Source organism: Azovibrio restrictus DSM 23866 (assembly GCF_000429665.1).
Lineage (GTDB): Bacteria > Pseudomonadota > Gammaproteobacteria > Burkholderiales > Rhodocyclaceae > Azovibrio > Azovibrio restrictus.
In genome coordinates this window covers 140848-157771 of record NZ_AUCH01000007.1, presented here as the reverse complement: position 1 = coordinate 157771, position 16924 = coordinate 140848, and the positions used below count along the sequence as shown (strand labels likewise).

At 64.2% G+C, this 16924-nt stretch carries 19 protein-coding genes; 8 read left to right on the top strand and 11 right to left on the bottom strand.

Annotation, left to right across the window (positions count from 1 at the left end; translation table 11 throughout):
• Nucleotides 1–83 precede the first annotated feature (83 nt).
• The 4 genes from G474_RS0109130 to G474_RS0109115 form a co-directional block, all read right to left on the bottom strand.
• Complete coding sequence (locus tag G474_RS0109130) at nt 84–2924, bottom strand: valine--tRNA ligase (protein WP_026686701.1); 2841 nt, start codon at nt 2922–2924, stop codon at nt 84–86.
• 75 nt (nt 2925–2999) lie between these two features.
• Nucleotides 3000–3383: a hypothetical protein gene (locus G474_RS0109125; protein ID WP_026686700.1), complete on the bottom strand. Its 384-nt coding sequence runs from the start codon at nt 3381–3383 to the stop codon at nt 3000–3002.
• A 2-nt stretch (nt 3384–3385) separates the two neighbouring features.
• On the bottom strand, nt 3386–3808 hold the full coding sequence (locus G474_RS0109120) for a DNA polymerase III subunit chi (RefSeq protein WP_026686699.1): 423 nt from the start codon (nt 3806–3808) through the stop codon (nt 3386–3388).
• Between the two features lie 16 nt (nt 3809–3824).
• The gene (locus G474_RS0109115; RefSeq protein WP_026686698.1) at nt 3825–5321 is read right to left on the bottom strand and encodes a leucyl aminopeptidase; all 1497 of its coding nucleotides are present in this window, start codon (nt 5319–5321) and stop codon (nt 3825–3827) included.
• Between the two features lie 72 nt (nt 5322–5393).
• Here G474_RS0109115 and lptF point away from each other — a divergent pair, with 72 nt between their 5' ends.
• Nucleotides 5394–6476, top strand: a complete 1083-nt coding sequence (lptF, locus tag G474_RS0109110) for an LPS export ABC transporter permease LptF (protein WP_026686697.1) — start codon at nt 5394–5396, stop codon at nt 6474–6476.
• Nucleotides 6473–7564 carry an LPS export ABC transporter permease LptG gene (gene lptG, locus G474_RS0109105; protein WP_026686696.1) on the top strand — a complete coding sequence of 364 codons (1092 nt, stop codon included), beginning with the start codon at nt 6473–6475 and terminating at the stop codon, nt 7562–7564. Before lptF ends, lptG begins: the two co-directional genes overlap by 4 nt.
• 8 nt (nt 7565–7572) lie before the next feature.
• Here the strand turns inward: lptG and G474_RS0109100 are convergent, their stop codons facing one another.
• From G474_RS0109100 to G474_RS24145, 5 genes are read right to left on the bottom strand one after another with little or no spacing between them, the layout of a single operon-like run.
• Nucleotides 7573–8019 (bottom strand): RDD family protein, encoded by a 447-nt coding sequence (locus G474_RS0109100; protein ID WP_026686695.1) that lies wholly within the window; start codon nt 8017–8019, stop codon nt 7573–7575.
• Nucleotides 8016–8486 (bottom strand): DUF3106 domain-containing protein, encoded by a 471-nt coding sequence (locus G474_RS20265; protein ID WP_084513682.1) that lies wholly within the window; start codon nt 8484–8486, stop codon nt 8016–8018. Before G474_RS20265 ends, G474_RS0109100 begins: the two co-directional genes overlap by 4 nt.
• The gene (locus G474_RS20260; RefSeq protein ID WP_043463814.1) at nt 8459–8809 is read right to left on the bottom strand and encodes a DUF3619 family protein; all 351 of its coding nucleotides are present in this window, start codon (nt 8807–8809) and stop codon (nt 8459–8461) included. The genes G474_RS20265 and G474_RS20260 overlap by 28 nt, the downstream gene beginning before the upstream one ends.
• Entirely contained in the window at nt 8806–9372 is a 567-nt protein-coding gene (locus tag G474_RS0109085) for an RNA polymerase sigma factor (protein WP_026686694.1), read from the bottom strand. Before G474_RS0109085 ends, G474_RS20260 begins: the two co-directional genes overlap by 4 nt.
• A gap of 26 nt (nt 9373–9398) precedes the next feature.
• Nucleotides 9399–9653 carry a hypothetical protein gene (locus tag G474_RS24145; protein ID WP_245589337.1) on the bottom strand — a complete coding sequence of 85 codons (255 nt, stop codon included), beginning with the start codon at nt 9651–9653 and terminating at the stop codon, nt 9399–9401.
• On the opposite strand from G474_RS24145, the gene ilvB reads away from it, so the two are divergent.
• The 6 genes from ilvB (at nt 9540) to G474_RS0109055 (ending at nt 15862) form a co-directional block, all read left to right on the top strand.
• Complete coding sequence (gene ilvB, locus G474_RS0109080) at nt 9540–11189, top strand: biosynthetic-type acetolactate synthase large subunit (RefSeq protein WP_245589333.1); 1650 nt, start codon at nt 9540–9542, stop codon at nt 11187–11189. The two genes, G474_RS24145 and ilvB, sit on opposite strands and share 114 nt — an antisense overlap.
• Nucleotides 11190–11204: 15 nt before the next feature.
• Nucleotides 11205–11696: an acetolactate synthase small subunit gene (gene ilvN, locus G474_RS0109075; RefSeq protein WP_026686692.1), complete on the top strand. Its 492-nt coding sequence runs from the start codon at nt 11205–11207 to the stop codon at nt 11694–11696.
• A 24-nt stretch (nt 11697–11720) separates the two neighbouring features.
• A complete protein-coding gene (gene ilvC, locus G474_RS0109070; RefSeq protein ID WP_026686691.1) occupies nt 11721–12737 on the top strand; it encodes a ketol-acid reductoisomerase in 1017 nt (338 codons plus the stop codon).
• Nucleotides 12738–12860: 123 nt separating this feature from the next.
• Nucleotides 12861–13508: a phosphatidylserine decarboxylase gene (locus G474_RS0109065; protein ID WP_026686690.1), complete on the top strand. Its 648-nt coding sequence runs from the start codon at nt 12861–12863 to the stop codon at nt 13506–13508.
• 8 nt (nt 13509–13516) lie between these two features.
• Nucleotides 13517–14275 (top strand): CDP-diacylglycerol--serine O-phosphatidyltransferase, encoded by a 759-nt coding sequence (gene pssA, locus G474_RS0109060; RefSeq protein WP_026686689.1) that lies wholly within the window; start codon nt 13517–13519, stop codon nt 14273–14275.
• Nucleotides 14276–14320: 45 nt separating this feature from the next.
• Complete coding sequence (locus G474_RS0109055; RefSeq protein WP_026686688.1) at nt 14321–15862, top strand: 2-isopropylmalate synthase; 1542 nt, start codon at nt 14321–14323, stop codon at nt 15860–15862.
• A gap of 70 nt (nt 15863–15932) precedes the next feature.
• Here G474_RS0109055 and G474_RS0109050 read toward each other — a convergent pair whose 3' ends face one another.
• Both G474_RS0109050 and wrbA read right to left on the bottom strand, forming a co-directional pair.
• A complete protein-coding gene (locus G474_RS0109050) occupies nt 15933–16301 on the bottom strand; it encodes a DUF2069 domain-containing protein (RefSeq protein WP_026686687.1) in 369 nt (122 codons plus the stop codon).
• A gap of 28 nt (nt 16302–16329) precedes the next feature.
• Nucleotides 16330–16920: an NAD(P)H:quinone oxidoreductase gene (gene wrbA / locus G474_RS0109045; RefSeq protein WP_026686686.1), complete on the bottom strand. Its 591-nt coding sequence runs from the start codon at nt 16918–16920 to the stop codon at nt 16330–16332.
• Nucleotides 16921–16924 lie beyond the last annotated feature (4 nt).

Here is a 16924-nt window from a genome sequence, read left to right as displayed (position 1 = left end):
GAAGTTAGCGCCTGGAAGTAGTGGCAAAAGAAACGGGCCGCGCTCCCCATCGGGAGGCGGCCCGTTTGGTCGGGGCGGGAAAATCAGCCCAGCTTGGCGAGCTGGGGCTTGAGCTTGCCCAGGGTGGCCAGGGCGGCTTCCATGCGTTCCTTTTCCTGGGCCACCACGGCAGCGGGAGCCCGGGCCACGAAGCTTTCGTTGTCCAGCTTGCCCTTGGCCATGGCCACCTGTTTTTCCAGCTTCTCGATTTCCTTGGCCAGGCGTTCCTTTTCGGCGGCCACGTCGATCTCCACCACCAGCATCAGCCGGGTTTCGCCCACCACGGCTACGGGGGCCAGGGCGTCGGCGGGAATCTCGTCCACGAAGCTGATCTCGGAGAGCTTGGCCAGGGCCTGCAGGATGGGGGCGAATTCCTTCAGCTCCCCCGTGTCGCCAGCCACGATCATGGGCGTGCGCATGGAATCGGAAACTTTCATTTCGCCCCGCAGGTTGCGGCAGGCGGAAACGTAGGTCTTGAGGCGCTCCATCTTGGCTTCAGAGTCCTCGTCCACCTTCTTCAGGTCGGCAGCCGGGTAGGGCGCCAGCATGATGGAGTCGCCGGTTTTACGGCCGGCGATCGGGGCCACGGTCTGCCAGAGTTCTTCGGTGATGAAGGGGATCACCGGGTGAGCCAGGCGTAGCAGGGCTTCCAGGGTGCGCACCAGGGTGCGGCGGGCGCCCCGGGCGGCGGCTTCGTTGGCGCCGGCCATTTCCACCTTGGCCACTTCCAGGTACCAGTCGCAGAACTCGTCCCAGATGAAGTGGTAGAGGGCCTGGGACAGCAGGTCGAAGCGGTATTCGGTGAAGTGCTGGGCCACCTCGGCTTCCAGCTTCTGTAGGCGGCTGACGATCCAGCGGTCGGCGAAGCTGAACTTGAGGGGGGCGGCACCCGGGGTGGCGGGACAGGAGCCGTCGGCGGCCTGGGCGTGTTCCAGGGCCAGGTCGTGGCCTTCCACGTTCATCAGCACGAAGCGGGTGGCGTTCCACAGCTTGTTGCAGAAGTTGCGGTAGCCCTCGCAGCGATTCAGGTCGAACTTGATGTCGCGGCCCGGGGAGGCGAGTGAGGCGAAGGTGAAGCGCAGGGCGTCGGTGCCGAAGGAGGGGATGCCCTCGGGGAATTCCTTGCGGGTCTTCTTCTCGATCTGGGCCGCCTGCTTGGGATTCATCAGGCCGGTGGTGCGCTTTTGCACCAGCGCTTCGATGTCGATGCCGTCGATCAGGTCTATGGGGTCCAGCACGTTGCCCTTGGACTTGGACATTTTCTGGCCTTCGCCGTCCCGGATCAGGCCGTGCACATAGACGTGCTTGAAGGGAATCTTGCCGGTGATGTGCTTGGTCATCATGACCATGCGCGCCACCCAGAAGAAGATGATGTCGAAGCCCGTGACCAGCACGGAGGAGGGCAGGTACAGGTCCAGGGCCGGGTTGGACTTGGCCGGGTATTCCGGGGTCCAGTCCAGGGTGGAGAAGGGCCACAGGGCGGAGGAGTACCAGGTGTCGAGCACGTCCGCATCCCGGGTCAACTGACCGGCGTAACCGGCGGCATCGGCCTGGGACCGGGCTTCTTCCTCGTTGTGGGCAACGAAGACTTCGCCGTTCACGCCGTACCAGGCGGGAATCTGGTGGCCCCACCACAGCTGGCGGGAGATGCACCAGTCCTGGATGTTGTTGAGCCACTGGTTGTAGGTGTTCACCCAGTTTTCCGGGTAGAACTTGATCTCGCCGGATTGCACCACGTCCAGGGCCTTCTCGGTGATGGACTTGCCGTCCTCGCCGGGCTTGCTCATGGCGACGAACCACTGGTCGGTGAGCATGGGCTCGATGACCACGCCGGTACGGTCGCCGCGGGGCACCTTGAGCTTGTGCTTGTCGGTCTTTTCCAGGATGCCCAGGGCCTCCAGGTCGGCCACCACGGCTTTGCGCGCATCGAACCGGTCCAGGCCCCGGTACTTCTCGGGGGCGTGCTCGTTGATCTTGGCATCCAGGGTCAGGATGCTGATGATCGGCAGGTTGTGGCGCTGGCCCACAGCGTAGTCGTTGAAGTCGTGGGCCGGGGTGACTTTCACCACGCCGGTGCCGAATTCCATGTCCACATAGGCGTCGGCGATGACCGGGATTTCCCGGTCGGTCAGGGGCAGCTTCACCATCTTGCCGATGAGGTGCTTGTAGCGCTCATCTTCCGGGTGGACCATGACGGCGGTGTCGCCCAGCATGGTCTCGGGCCGGGTGGTGGCCACGGTCAGGGTGGTGCTGCCGTCCGCCAGGGGGTAGCGGATGTGCCACATGAAACCGTCTTCCTCCTCCTGCACCACTTCCAGGTCGGAGACGGCGGTGTGCAGCTTCGGGTCCCAGTTCACCAGGCGCTTGCCGCGGTAGATGAGACCTTCCTTGTAGAGGCGGACGAAGGATTCGGTGACGATCTTGTTGAGGCCGGCATCCATGGTGAAGCGTTCCCGCTTCCAGTCCGGGCTGGTGCCCATGCGGCGCATCTGGCGGGTGATGGTGCCGCCGGAGTATTCCTTCCACTCCCACACCTTTTCCAGGAACTTCTCCCGGCCCAGGTCGTGGCGGGAAATGCCCTGGGCGTCCAGCTGGCGCTCCACCACGATCTGGGTGGCGATGCCGGCGTGGTCGGTGCCCGGCTGCCACAGGGTGTTGTGGCCCTTCATCCGGTAGTAGCGGGTGAGGGCGTCCATGATGGTCTGGTTGAAACCGTGGCCCATGTGCAGGGTGCCGGTGACGTTGGGCGGCGGCAGCAGGATGCAGAAGGATTCGTCAGCGGGTTTGGAAGTGTCCAGGCCGGCGGCGAAATAATTGCGGGATTCCCACTCGGGGTACCAGCGGCGCTCGATGTCCGCAGGTTCAAAGCTCTTGGCGAGTTCCATGGATCTGATGATGGAAGGCAGAAAACCCGCGATTATACCGGCTCGGAGCCGGCGGCTGAGGCTGGACTGCTCGGTCTAGCGGGGCAGGCCCTGCATGTAGTCCCGGATGGCGCTCTGGGTGGTTTCCTCCAGGCCCAGGCGGATGTCCTGGCTGATCTGGGCCAGGGCCGCGTGCATGGCGGCTTCCACCAGGGTGGGAATCTCCGCCTGCAGCCGTTTCTGGATGGCGGCGGAGAGTTCCTGGCCCAGGGCTTCCAGGTCGGGCAGGGCTTGCTGCAGGTGGGGTTGGGGGGCCGGGCTATCCAGGTTGACCACGTCGGTGAGGACGGGCAGGTCGTCGTCTTCCAGGGGCGGTGGGGCCGGAGGTTGGGGGGCCGGGCGCTGGCGCTGCATGAAGGCGTCGGCCCGGGAGACCACGTCATCCAGGGGCGGGTAGGAGGGTGGAGTGATTTCCTGCATGGTCAGCGCCCCGCCATGTCGGTGGACTGAATCTCGCAGCCCATCTCCTTGTACTGCCGGAAGCGCTGGCGGGCCTGCTGGCGGTCTTCTTCCGACTGGCTGACCACTTCGATGAGGCTGGCAAAGCGGTCGAAGTCAGCGGGAATGTCGTCGGCCAGATTGAGCAGACGCTGATCCTGGGGCAGGGCGTCCAGCCGGCTGGCGATCAGGACCGGGGTTTCGGCGGCCAAGGGGGAGTCGGCCCGGCAGTGGGGCAGAAATCCCAGGGGGGGCTGGGTCCACAGCAGCCGGTCCAGCACCTGGGCCCGCTCCGGGTCCGGTGCATAGACGGTGAAGTCCTTGCCCTGGGCGTAGGCCTTGCTGACCAGGGCGCAGGCCGCCCCCAGCCGGTCCTGGACGTTGTGATAGAAGAAGACCTTGGTCACGGGGCGGGGGGACGGCTCAATGGAGTTTTTCCGTGCGCTTCAGCAGGTAGTGGGCCAGCAGGGACACGGGGCGGCCGGTGGCGCCCTTGTCCGAGCCGGATTTCCAGGCGGTGCCGGCGATGTCCAGGTGGGCCCATTCATACTTCTTGGCAAACCGGGACAGGAAGCAGGCGGCGGTAATGGCGCCGCCCCAGCGGCCGCCCACATTGCCCATGTCGGCGAAGGGGCTCTTGAGCAGGTCCTGGTAATCGTCCCAGAGGGGCATGTGCCAGGCCCGGTCATGGGCTTCTTCGCCGGCTGTCAGCAGTTCCCGGGCCAGACTGTCCTCGTTGGCGAACAGGCCGGTGGCCACATGGCCCAGGGCCACGACGCAGGCGCCGGTCAGGGTGGCCACGTCGATCACGGCCTCCGGTTCGAAGCGTTCCGCGTAGGTGAGGGCGTCACAGAGGATGAGCCGCCCTTCGGCATCGGTGTTGAGGATCTCGATGGTCTGGCCGGACATGGAGGTGACGATGTCCCCGGGGCGGGAGGCGTTGCCGCCCGGCATGTTCTCGCAGCTGGGCACCAAGGCGACGAGATTGACGGGCAGGGCCATGCGGGCTGCGGCCTGCATGGTGCCGAGCACGGCGGCGGCGCCGCACATGTCGTACTTCATCTCGTCCATGTCGGCGGCGGGCTTGAGAGAGATGCCGCCGGTGTCGAAGGTGATGCCTTTGCCGACCAGCACCAGGGGTTTGTCGCCGACCTTGCCGCCCTTATGCTCCAGAATGATGAACTTGGGCGCCTGACGGGAGCCCCTGGCCACGGAAAGCAGGGAGTGCATGCCCAGGGCTTCCATTTCCTCCCGTTCCAGCACCTGGCAGCTCATGCCGGTTTCCTGGGCCATCTGCTGGGCCTGTTCGGCCAGATGGCTGGGGGTGCATACGTTGCCGGGCTGGTTGCCAAGATTGCGTGCCAGGGCAATGCCCTCGGCGATGGCATTGCCCTGGGCCAGGGCTTCCTCGGCCGGAGGCAGCTCATTGCGCCTTTCCACGGCAAAGGTGAGTTTGCGCAGGGGGCGGCGGATTTCCGCCTTCTTGCTCTTGTACTGGTCGAAGCGGTACACGGCTTCCTGGGCGACCATGCTGGCCTGGCGGATGCGCCAGGCGACGCCGCGGCGTTTGGGGCCGGTTTCGGTGAGGAACAGGGTGCCGTCGAAGGCGCCGGTTTCGTTGAGGGTTTTCACCGCGGTGCGGATGGCGTCGCAGTATTCCTTTTCCCGGAACTCCTTTTCCTTGCCCAGGCCCACCAGCAGCACCCGGTCGCAGAGGGAGCCGGGTACGTTGTGGAGCAGCAGGGTGGTGCCGGATTTCCCTTCCATGTCGCCACGCCGGATGATGTCGGAGATATAGCCCTTGGCCGCCTTGTCCAGCAGCTCTGCCGGCAGGGTCAGCTTGCGGGGTTCGAACACGCCCACCACGACGCAGGCGCTGCGCTGTTTTTCCGGGCTTCCGCTTTTTATGCTAAATTCCACTCGCCGCTCCTTATCGCGTGATTTTCGACGACTGCGGCGATTATCCCTGCATTTTTTCACCGAAGTCAAAAGATGATCTTCGAGCGCGCCGCGCGGCGTGAATTCGCCCAGGCAGCAGCGGGTGTTTTTGTCGCACTTTTCGCCATTCTGGTATCCACCCAGCTGATCCGCCTGCTCAACGAGGCGGCCGGGGGGCGCCTGGCACCCGAGGCAGTGGTGGCCCTGCTGGGTTTTGCTGCCCTCAATTACCTGCCCATCCTGCTTTCCCTCACCCTGTTCATGGCCATCCTGCTGCCGCTGACCCGGGCGTATCGGGATTCCGAGATGGTGGTGTGGTTTTCCTCCGGTTTGCCCCTGACCGCCTGGTTACGCCCCGTTTTTCATTTTTCCCTGCCCATCGTGGTGGCGGTCGCGGCTCTTTCCCTGTTCCTGTCGCCCTGGGCCCTGTCCAAGAGCGCTGAATACCGGAGCAAGCTCGATGCCCGCAGTGATACCTCCCAGATTGCCCCTGGTGCCTTCCAGGAGGCCAGTTCCGGGGGGCGCATCGTGTTCGTGGAGCGGGTTGCCGAGGATGCCGGGTATGTGAAGAACGTTTTTGTCACCACGGTTCAGGAAGGACGCCTGGGGGTGGTGATGGCCGATTCGGGCCGCCAGGAAATCGTGGCCAACGGGGACCGTTTCCTTATGCTGAATCAGGGGCATCGCTACGAGGTGGAGCCCGGGTCGCCGGAGTTCCGGGTCATGGAGTTCGAGCGTTACGGGGTGCGCATCCATGATGCGGAGGTGCGCACGGCCGAGCGTACCCCTAAAACCATGCCCCTCTGGGATCTGTTGCAGGGGGACGGGGTGCGCGAGCAGGGCGAGGTCCTGTGGCGTTTTGGCCTGCCCCTGTCGGCCCTGCTGCTGGCCCTGCTGGCTATTCCCCTGTCTTTCGTCAATCCCCGGGCCGGCCGTTCCATGAACATGCTGCTGTCCATCGTGGTATTCACCCTTTACAACAATCTGCTGTCCATCAGCCAGGCCTGGGTGGCCCGGGAGCAGCTGCCTTTCGAAGTGGCGGTGTGGGCGCCCCATGTGTTCATGCTCCTGGTGTTGGCAGCCCTATTCCACCAAAGGCTGGCGGTGTTCGCCTTCTGGCGGCGTAAAACCCCATGAAAATCCACGAGAAATACATTGCCCGGGAGCTCCTGGCGGCCATCCTGCTGGTGCTGGCGGCTCTGGTGGCCCTGTATGGCTTCTTCGACCTGATCGAAAGTCTCAAGGACGTGGGCCGGGGCGAGTTCGGTGTCGGCCATGCCTTTGCCTACGTGGGGCTGCGCCTGCCGGGGCGGATCTACGAGTTGATGCCCATTGCCGCCCTGATCGGGGCCCTGTATGCCCTTTCCAGTCTGGCACGGCATTCGGAAATCACGGTGCTGCGGGCTTCGGGGATGACGACCCGGCAGCTGTTGCTGCTGCTTTTCAAGGTGGCGGGCCTGTTTGCCCTGGGGGCTCTGCTGCTGGGCGAGAGCGTGGTGCCGCCGGCGGAGCGCACGGCCCAGGAGATGCGGGTCAAGGCGATCCGCAATGTGGTGGCCAAGGAGTTCCGTTCCGGCCTCTGGGTCAAGGATGGACGCTCCTTCGTGAATATCCGTTCAGCCACCCCTGACGCCCGGCTGGAGCAGCTGCGCGTCTACCAGTTCGATGAGCAGAATCGCCTGCAATTCGTGATGGAAGCCCGGGAAGGGGTTTTTCTGGAGCCCGGGTTCTGGCAGCTGAACGAGGTGGTGCGCACGGTCCTGGAGGATGCCCGGGGGCAGGCCCAGCCCCGGGCCTGGGTGGAGCGGGAGGCGGAGTTGCGCTGGAGTTCGGCCCTGACGCCGGAGATCATCTCGGTGCTGATGGTGGCTCCGGAGCGCATGTCCCTGATCAGTCTGGTGACCTATTTGCGCCACCTGTGGACCAATAACCAGAAGACCGAGCGTTACGAGATCGCCCTCTGGAAGAAATTCTTCTATCCCATGGCGGCCCTGGTGATGGTGGCCCTGGCCCTACCCTTCGGTTACACCCACAGCCGCATGGGGGGCGTCAGCCTGCAGATTTTCGGGGGGGTCATGGTGGGGGTGTTGTTCCACATGCTCAATGGCCTCTTCTCCAGCCTCGGGGTGATTCATTCCTGGCCTCCCCTGGCCAGTGCCCTGGCGCCTTCGGCCCTGTTCCTGCTGGCAGCGCTGGGCATGCTGTGGTGGGTGGAGCGGCGCTGAGGGTTCTCTCAGGACTTGGCGGGTTTCTGCTCCGGGGCGATCAGGATGAGGCGGCTGCCGGCGATGCGGTCGTGAAGGAATTGCCTGTCCTTGTCGAACAGGGCCCAGAACACGCCGATACCGAAAAACAGCAGGCTGGGCCAGGCGGCCAGATAGCGCAGGACGGCCTGAAGCGGGCGCAGGGGGGCGCCGGACCGGTCCTGTACCTGGATTTTCCAGGTCTTCATGGCCAGGGTCTGGCCGCCGTTGAGCCAGAACCAGACGTAGTAGAGCATCAACAGCAGGATGAAGTGGGTGCGCACCACCCAGGAAGGGGCTACGACCTGGGCCAGGGTGCCGAGCAGGGCGTGGGGCAGGATGAAGCCGACGGCCACGAGGCCGAACAGCAGCAGGCTCTCGTACACCATGGAGGTCAGGCGGCGGGGGATGCTGGGATAGAGGGGGCTTCCGGTCATGGATTGGCGCGAATGTTTCGGTCGGAGGGACCGGATTTTGCCTCCGATTTCTGTTTCAGGCGCAATTTTTCTTCTTCCGGTAGCTGCTTGTAGGTTTCCCACTTGGCCTTGACCTCATCCCGCTTTTCGGGGGGCAGGCGCTTGAATTCCTGATACTGCTGGCGCACCCGGACCCGGTCTTCCGGGGGCATGGCGTGCCATTCCTGCATGCGCCGCTGCATCCGGGCCTGTTCTTCCGGCTTGAGCCGGGGGTAGCGCTTGGCGATGTCCAGCCATTTCTGGCGTCGGTAGTTTTCCATGTTGCCCCAGCTGTCCGCCAGGGGGGCGAGAATGCGCCGCTGCTCCTGGGTCAGCTGGGACCAGCCGGGCTGGGGCGGCACGACCTTGGGGCCCTGGGTAGTGCTCCAGGCGCTGCTGCTGGCCAGCAGGATGGCGAGGATCAGCCCTCGGAGGATTCTTCTAACCATGCGCGGAAGCCGGGGTCGGAGAAGGCCTTGGGAGGCAGGTCGTCGATCAGCAGGTCGCTGTCTACGGCGGCCATGTCGCTGATTTCGTTCTGGCCCTGCAGATAGGAGTCGGTCAGGCCCAGGGCGGCCACCAGGATGGCGGTGGCCAGGGCCGGGCGCAGCAGGCCGTGACCGAGCAGCCAGCCCTGACGGCGGCTTTCGCGGCGCTGTTGCAAGGCTTTCTGCCGGGCCATGGCCAGGCGGTCCTGCACCCGGTCGGGCAGGTCGGCCAGTCCTTCGTCCAGATGCTGGCGCAAGGTGGTGATCAATTGTTGGTCGTTCATGGCTGTATCCCCCGTTTTTCCAGTGCAGCGGCCAGTGCGTGTGTGGCTCTCGAGCAATGGGTCTTGACGCTCCCCTCGGAGCAGCCCATGGCTGCGGCTGTCTCCGCGACGTTCATGTCCTCCCAGTAACGCATGAGGAAGGCTTCCCGTTGACGTGCCGGAAGCCTGGATATTTCGGCTTCGATGATTTGCAGGGTTTGTCCCTGGCTCAATTGTTCTTCCGGCGTCCTGGCCAGATAGCCGGGGCGGTCGTCGGCGATGCTCTCCAGGGGGTCCCGGTCCTCATCGTCCTTGTTGCCGCCGAAGGCCGACAGCAGGGTTGTCCACATGTTGCGCACCTTGCTGCGCCGGAAATGGTCCCGGATGCAGTTCTGCAGGATGCGCTGGAACAGCAGGGGCAGTTCCTCCTCGGGGCGGTTCCCGTAACGGTCGGCCAGTTTCATCATGCTGTCCTGGACGATGTCCAGAGCGGCGTCCTCATCGCGGGTGGCGAACAGGGCCTGCTTGTAGGCACGTTTTTCAGTGCTGACGAGAAAGTCGGAAAGTTGCTTCGCTGTGGCCAGGGGAAAACCTCTTGAAAGCCTTGTTGTTATTGGGGTTTTGCGGTCACGCCTTGACCAATGGTCGGCGGTCGATTAACGTTGCGGGTTTTCAAGCAACCAGCTGAATGGGCGTAGCCATGATGATTACCGGCGCAGAAATTGTAATCAGGTGCCTGCAGGAAGAAAAGGTGGAACATGTTTTCGGGTATCCCGGCGGTTCCGTCCTGCACATCTATGACGAATTTTTCAAGCAGGATCAGGTAAAGCATATTCTGGTACGCCACGAGCAGGCTGCGGTGCACGCGGCTGACGCCTATTCCCGTTCTTCCCAGAAGGTGGGGGTGGCCCTGGTGACCTCCGGTCCGGGTGTCACCAATGCGGTGACCGGCATTGCCACGGCCTATTCGGATTCCGTGCCCCTGGTGGTGCTGTGCGGCCAGGTGCCCACCCACTACATCGGCCAGGATGCCTTTCAGGAATGCGACACCGTGGGCATCACCCGCCCCTGCGTCAAGCACAATTTCCTGGTCAAGGACGTCAAGGACCTGGCCGTCACCCTGAAGAAGGCTTTCCACATCGCCACCACCGGCCGCCCCGGCCCCGTGGTGGTGGACATCCCCAAGGACATCACCGCCAACAAGTGCGAGTTCGATTACCCCAAGGCTGTCCAGATGCGCTCCTACAACCCCGTGGTCAAGGGGCATCTGGGGCAGATCAAGAAGGCCGTGCAGCTCTTGCAGGAAGCCAAGCGCCCCATCATCTACACCGGCGGCGGGGTGATCCTCTCCGATGCGGCCGAGAAGCTGACCCAGCTGGCCCGCCGCCTGGGTTTCCCCGTCACCAACACCCTCATGGGCCTGGGGGGCTATCCCGCCACGGACCGTCAGAATGTGGGCATGCTGGGCATGCATGGCACCTACGAGGCCAACATGTCCATGCACTACGCGGACCTGATCCTGGCCATCGGTGCCCGTTTCGATGACCGGGTGATCGGCAATCCCGAGCATTTCGGCGAGGAACAGCGCAAGATCATCCACATCGATATCGATCCCTCTTCCATCTCCAAGCGGGTCAAGGTGGATGTGCCCATCGTCGGCAATGTGCCCGACGTGCTGGACGAGATGCTCAAGCTCCTGGATGAGGGCTTCAAGGCCGATGCCGGCCTGGCCGACTGGTGGAAGCAGATCGACGATTGGCGCGGCCGCGACAGCCTGCGTTACAAGCAGAGCGACCTGATCATGCCCCAGTTCGTGGTCGAAAAGCTCTACGAGGTGACCGGCGGCGAGGCCTTCATCACCTCCGACGTGGGTCAGCACCAGATGTTTGCCGCCCAGTACTACAAGTTCGACAAGCCCCGCCGCTGGATCAACTCCGGCGGTCTGGGCACCATGGGGGTGGGGCTGCCCTACGCCATGGGCGTGCGCTTTGCCAATCCCGAAGCCCCGGTGGCCTGCATCACCGGTGAAGGCTCGATCCAGATGTGCATCCAGGAAATGTCCACCTGCAAGCAGTTCGAGCTGCCGGTGAAAATCATCAACCTGAACAACGGCATGCTGGGCATGGTGCGCCAGTGGCAGGAGATGTTCTACTCCAAGCGCTATTCCCAGTCCTACGTCACTTCCCTGCCCGATTTCGTCAAGCTGGCCGAGTCCTACGGCCACGTGGGCATGAAGATCGAGAAGCCCGAGGACGTGGAGCCGGCCTTGAGGAAGGCCTTCACCGAATACAAGGACCGCCTGGTATTCATGGACTTCATCATCGACCCCACCGCCAACGTCTTCCCCATGGTGGCGGCCGGCAAGGGGCTGACCGAAATGATCCTGGCCGAAGATCTGTAAGGGGAGAGAGCGAACATGCGACACATTATTTCCATCCTGCTGGAAAACGAAGCCGGCGCCCTGTCCCGGGTGGCGGGCCTGTTCTCGGCCCGGGGTTACAACATCGAAACCCTGACCGTGGCCCCCACCGAGGATGCCTCCCTGTCCCGCATGACCATCGTCACCCGGGGTTCCGACGAGGTGCTGGAACAGATCACCAAGCAGTTGAACAAGCTGGTGGACGTGGTCAAGGTGGTGGATCTCTCCGAAGCCGCCCACGTGGAGCGGGAGCTGATGCTGATCAAGGTGCGCGCCACCGGCAAGGACCGGGAGGAGATGAAGCGCATGGCCGACATCTTCCGCGGCCGCATCATCGACGTGACCGAATCCACCTATGTGATCGAATTGACGGGAACCAGCGCCAAGCTGGATTCCTTCATCAACGCCCTGGATGCCGGGCTGATCCTGGAAACCGTACGTACCGGGGTTTCCGGCATCGGTCGCGGTGACCGTATTCTCAAAGTCTAACTATCTGCAAGGAAAGAGGATTTCATGAAAGTTTATTACGACAAGGACGCCGATCTCTCCCTGATCAAGGGCAAGAAGGTCACCATCGTCGGCTACGGCTCCCAGGGCCACGCCCACGCCCAGAACCTGAAGGATTCCGGCTGCAAGGTCACCGTGGGTCTGCGCAAGGATGGCGCTTCCTGGAAGAAGGCTGAAGCCGCCGGTCTGAAGGTGGAAGAGATCGCCAAGGCCGTCAAGGGCGCCGACGTGGTCATGATCCTCCTGCCGGACGAGAACATTCCCCAGGTCTACAACGAGGAAGTGGCCCCCAACCTGAAGAAGGGTGCCGCCCTGGCCTTCGCCCACGGCTTCAACGTCCATTACAACCAGGTCGTGCCCCGCGATGACGTGGATGTGATCATGGTCGCCCCCAAGGGCCCCGGCCACACCGTGCGCTCCGAGTACCTGAAGGGTGGCGGCGTGCCTTCCCTGATCGCCGTGTACCAGGACAAGACCGGCAAGGCCAAGGACATCGCTCTGTCCTACGCTGCTGCCAACGGCGGCACCAAGGGTGGCGTCATCGAAACCAACTTCCGTGAAGAGACCGAAACCGACCTCTTCGGCGAACAGGCCGTGCTCTGCGGCGGCGCCGTGGAACTGGTGAAGATGGGCTTCGAGACCCTGGTGGAAGCCGGCTACGCTCCCGAAATGGCCTACTTCGAGTGCCTGCACGAATTGAAGCTGATCGTGGACCTGATGTACGAAGGCGGCATCGCCAACATGAACTACTCCATCTCCAACAACGCGGAGTATGGCGAGTACGTGACCGGCCCCGAAGTCATCAACGCCGAATCCCGGGAAGCCATGCGCAACGCCCTGAAGCGCATCCAGACCGGCGAATACGCCAAGATGTTCATCCTGGAAGGCCGTACCGGCTACCCCAGCATGACCGCCCGCCGCCGCCTGAATGCCGTGCATCCCATCGAGACCGTCGGTGGCCAGCTGCGCGACATGATGCCCTGGATCAAGAAGAACAAGCTGGTGGACCAGTCCAAGAACTGAGCGCCACAACCAGCAGGGGCCATGGCGCTGGCCTGAATTTCCGCCTGCCCAGGGGCCTCTGGCCCCGGCCCCCCAGACTCGCCCGGATGCCCTCCGGGCGAGTCGTTTCTCCATAGGGAAACCATGAACAACTATCCCCACCCCATCATCGCCAAGGAAGGCTGGCCCTTCCTGATTCTCCTGCTCGTGGGCGCCGTCGGTGTCCAGGTCCTGCTTGGAACCTGGGTGGCCCTGCCCTGGTGGCTGGGGCTCCTGTTCGTCATCCAGTTTTTCCGGGATCCGGCCCGGCAGATTGCCGGCACCGGTCCCAAGAGCGTCGTTTCTCCCGCCGATGGCCGCATCGTGGCCGTGGAGGAGACCGAGGACGCTTACCTGAAGCGCCGCGCCATCAAGGTGAGCGTGTTCATGAACGTGTTCAACGTGCACTCCAACCGCTCCCCCGTGGATGGAGTGGTTCAGGAGGTCTGGTACAGCCCCGGCAAGTTCGTCAATGCGGACCTGGCCAAGGCCTCCACCGAGAACGAACGCTGCGCCATGCACCTGAAGACGCCCGAAGGCCAGGACGTGACCAGCGTCCAGGTGGCCGGCCTGATCGCCCGGCGCATCCTCAACTACATGGATGGCGGCATGCAGCTGGCCCGGGGCCAGCGTTACGGCTTCATCCGTTTCGGCTCCCGGGTGGACGTGTACCTGCCCCTGGATGCCAAGGTGAAGGTCGTGATCGGTGAAAAAGTGTATGCTTCGAGCACCCTGCTCGCCGAACTTGCCTGATATCGCCCATGCCGGAAATCAAACCCAGAAAAGCCCTGTTCAATCCTGAATTGCGTCGGCGGGGCATCTATGTGCTCCCCAACCTGTTCACCACCGCCGCCCTGTTCTTCGGCTTCTTCGCCATCGTGCAGGCCATGCAGGGCAGTTTCGAGAAGGCCGCCGTGGCCATCTTCATCGCCATGGTCCTGGACGGGCTGGATGGTCGGGTGGCCCGGCTCACCCGGACCCAGTCCGCCTTTGGCGCCGAGTACGACTCCCTCTCCGACATGGTCAGCTTCGGCGTTGCGCCGGCCCTGGTGATCTACGAGTGGGCCCTGACCGGCATGGGACGCCTGGGCTGGATCGCCGCCTTCGTCTACTGCGCTGGCGCCGCCCTGCGCCTGGCCCGTTTCAACACCACCCTGGAAGTGATCGACAAGCGCTATTTCCAGGGGCTGCCCAGCCCGGCGGCAGCGGCCCTGGTGGCCGGCTTCGTCTGGGTGATGATGGACTTCGGCGTCGGCGGCGAAGACATGCGTTGGTTTGCCCTGGTCATCACCATCTTTGCCGGGGTGACCATGGTCACCAACTTCCGTTTCTACAGTTTCAAGGACATCAATCTGCGCAAGAGTGTCCCCTTCATCGTGGTGGCCGCCCTGGTCCTGGCCTTCGTGCTGGTGTCCACCTATCCCCCCGGCGTGTTGTTCGGGCTGTTCTGCATCTACGCCCTGTCCGGTTACGTGCTTTCCCTGCTCCAGTTCCTGCGCAGGAAGCCGGCCGGCCACTAAGGGCCGGTCCGCCGCCGGTCCCCGTCTAGAACTCTGGAGCAAGACATGAAAGATCGTTTGGTCATTTTCGACACCACCCTGCGGGATGGGGAGCAGAGCCCTGGCGCCTCCATGACCAAGGAGGAGAAGATCCGCGTCGCCCGGCAGCTGGAAAAGATGCGGGTGGACGTGATCGAGGCCGGCTTCGCCGCCGCCTCCCCCGGCGACTTCGACGCCATCCGCGCCATCGCCGAGAGCATCCGGGAATCCACCGTCTGCTCCCTGGCCCGGGCCAACGAGAAGGACATCCAGCGGGCCGGTGAGGCCATCCAGCCGGCGGCGCAAAAGCGCATCCACACCTTCATTGCCACCAGCCCCATCCACATGGAAAAGAAGCTGCGCATGAGCCCGGACCAGGTGGTGGAGCAGGCGGTCAAGGCCATCGGCTGGGCCCGGCAATACACCGACGACGTGGAGTTCTCCGCCGAGGATGCGGGCCGTTCCGAGCTGGATTTCCTCTGCCGCATCTTCGAGGAAGTGATCAAGGCCGGCGCCACCACCATCAACGTGCCCGACACCGTGGGCTACAACTTCCCCAACCAGTTCGCCGAGACCCTGCGCCAGGTCATCGCCCGGGTGCCCAACTCGGACAAGGTAGTCTGGTCCGTGCACTGCCACAACGACCTGGGGCTGGCCGTGGCCAACTCCCTCTCGGCCGTGCTGGCCGGCGCCCGCCAGGTGGAATGCACGATCAACGGCCTGGGGGAACGGGCCGGCAACGCCTCCCTGGAAGAAGTGGTGATGGCGGTGCGCACCCGGCCCGACATCTTCCCGGTGGAAACCCGCATCGACACTACCCAGATCGTGCCCGCCTCCAAGCTGGTGTCCCAGATCACCGGCTACCCGGTGCAGCCCAACAAGGCCATCGTCGGCGCCAATGCCTTCGCCCACGAATCCGGCATCCACCAGGACGGCGTGCTCAAGCACCGGGAAACCTACGAGATCATGCGCGCCGAAGACGTGGGCTGGACCCAGAACAAGCTGGTGCTGGGCAAGCATTCAGGTCGCAACGCCTTCAAGAGCCGGCTGTCCGAGCTGGGCATCGTGCTCGAAGGCGACGAGGCCCTGAACGCGGCCTTCGCCCGCTTCAAGGAGCTGGCGGACAAGAAGCACGAAATCTTTGACGAGGACCTCCAGGCCCTGGTTTCCGACGAGACCGTCACCCCGGCCCAGGAGCACTACAAGCTGATCTACTCCCAGGTCTGTTCCGAGACCGGCGAGGTGCCCCATTCCCGGGTCACCCTGACCGTGGGAGGGCTGGAGCGCAAGGCCGAGTCCGATGGCTCCGGGCCCGTGGACGCCACCTTCAAGGCCATCGAGCAGATGGTGCAGAGCGGCGGCGAACTGCTGCTGTACTCGGTCAATGCCATCACCACCGGCACCGACGCCCAGGGCGAGGTCACCGTGCGTCTCTCCAAGGGCGGTCGAGTGGTCAATGGCCAGGGGGCGGATACCGACATCGTCGTGGCCTCCGCCAAGGCCTACCTGAACGCTTTGAACAAGCTGCACTCCTGCAGCGGCAAGGTGAATCCCCAGGGCGACGTGTAAGCCTGCTTGCGCGCCGATGAAAAACGCCGGGCGGGTCCCGGCGTTTTTTTGTGGTTTGCTCCCGCCTAGCTCAGGACCCGGAGGAGCTGGCGCTCTTGTTGCGGCTCGGGGCCGAGAGGCGGGCGTAGGCTACGACGCTGCAGAAGAACACCAGGGCCAGCAGGGTTTCCGCCAGGGCCAGCCACTGGCTGGGGCCCGTGTCGCTGGTGGCGCGCACGCTGCCTTCGAGCAGGTAGAGCAGGGCCAGCAGGGAGCTGACCTGGTAGCTGTAGCGCCGCCCGTTCAGGATGCCGAACAAAGGCAGCAGCAAGGGGAAGGCCTTGGCGGCCATCCAGGAGCCGCCGGGTTTCAGGGGGGCGAGCCACAGTTCCCAGAGCAGGCAGAGGAAGATCAGGGCAATCAGGCTGGCGCTGGCGGCCAGTTGCAGGCGTTTGAGCATGGAGGGTTCCGGTGGGGTTGGGGGGGCTTCAAGCCAGCTTCAGGGTGAGCTGGGCCAGGCGTTGGCCCTGGAGGAAGGCCAGCCGGGCCGCCTCGGGGCTGAGCACCGGGCTGCCCTGGGGGCCGGCCACGTGGCTGGCGCCGTAGGGGGTGCCGCCATCCCGGGTGGCGGCCAGCTCGGGCCAGCCATGGGGCAGGCCCATGAGCACCATGCCGTGGTGCAGCAGGGGCAGCATCATGGTCAGCAGGGTGGTCTCGTTGCCCCCGTGCAGGCTGCCGCTGGAGGTGAATACCGTGGCCGGCTTGCCGGCCAGGCTGCCGTTCTGCCAGGCGGTGATGGTGCCGTCCCAGAAGTACTTCATGGGGGCGGCCATGTTGCCAAAGCGGGTGGGGCTGCCCAGGGCCAGGCCGGCGCATTCCTCCAGGTCCTGGAGTTCCGCGTAGGGGGCGCCGCTGTCGGGTACCGGCGGGGCGCTGGCCTCGCACAGGGTGGAGACCTTGGGCACGGTGCGCAGCCGGGGCTGGGTGCCGGGCACGCTGTCTATGCCTCGGGCAATCTGCTCGGCCAGGGCCCGCACGGCGCCCCGGTGACTGTAGTAGAGAACCAGGATGTCTTTCATGGTG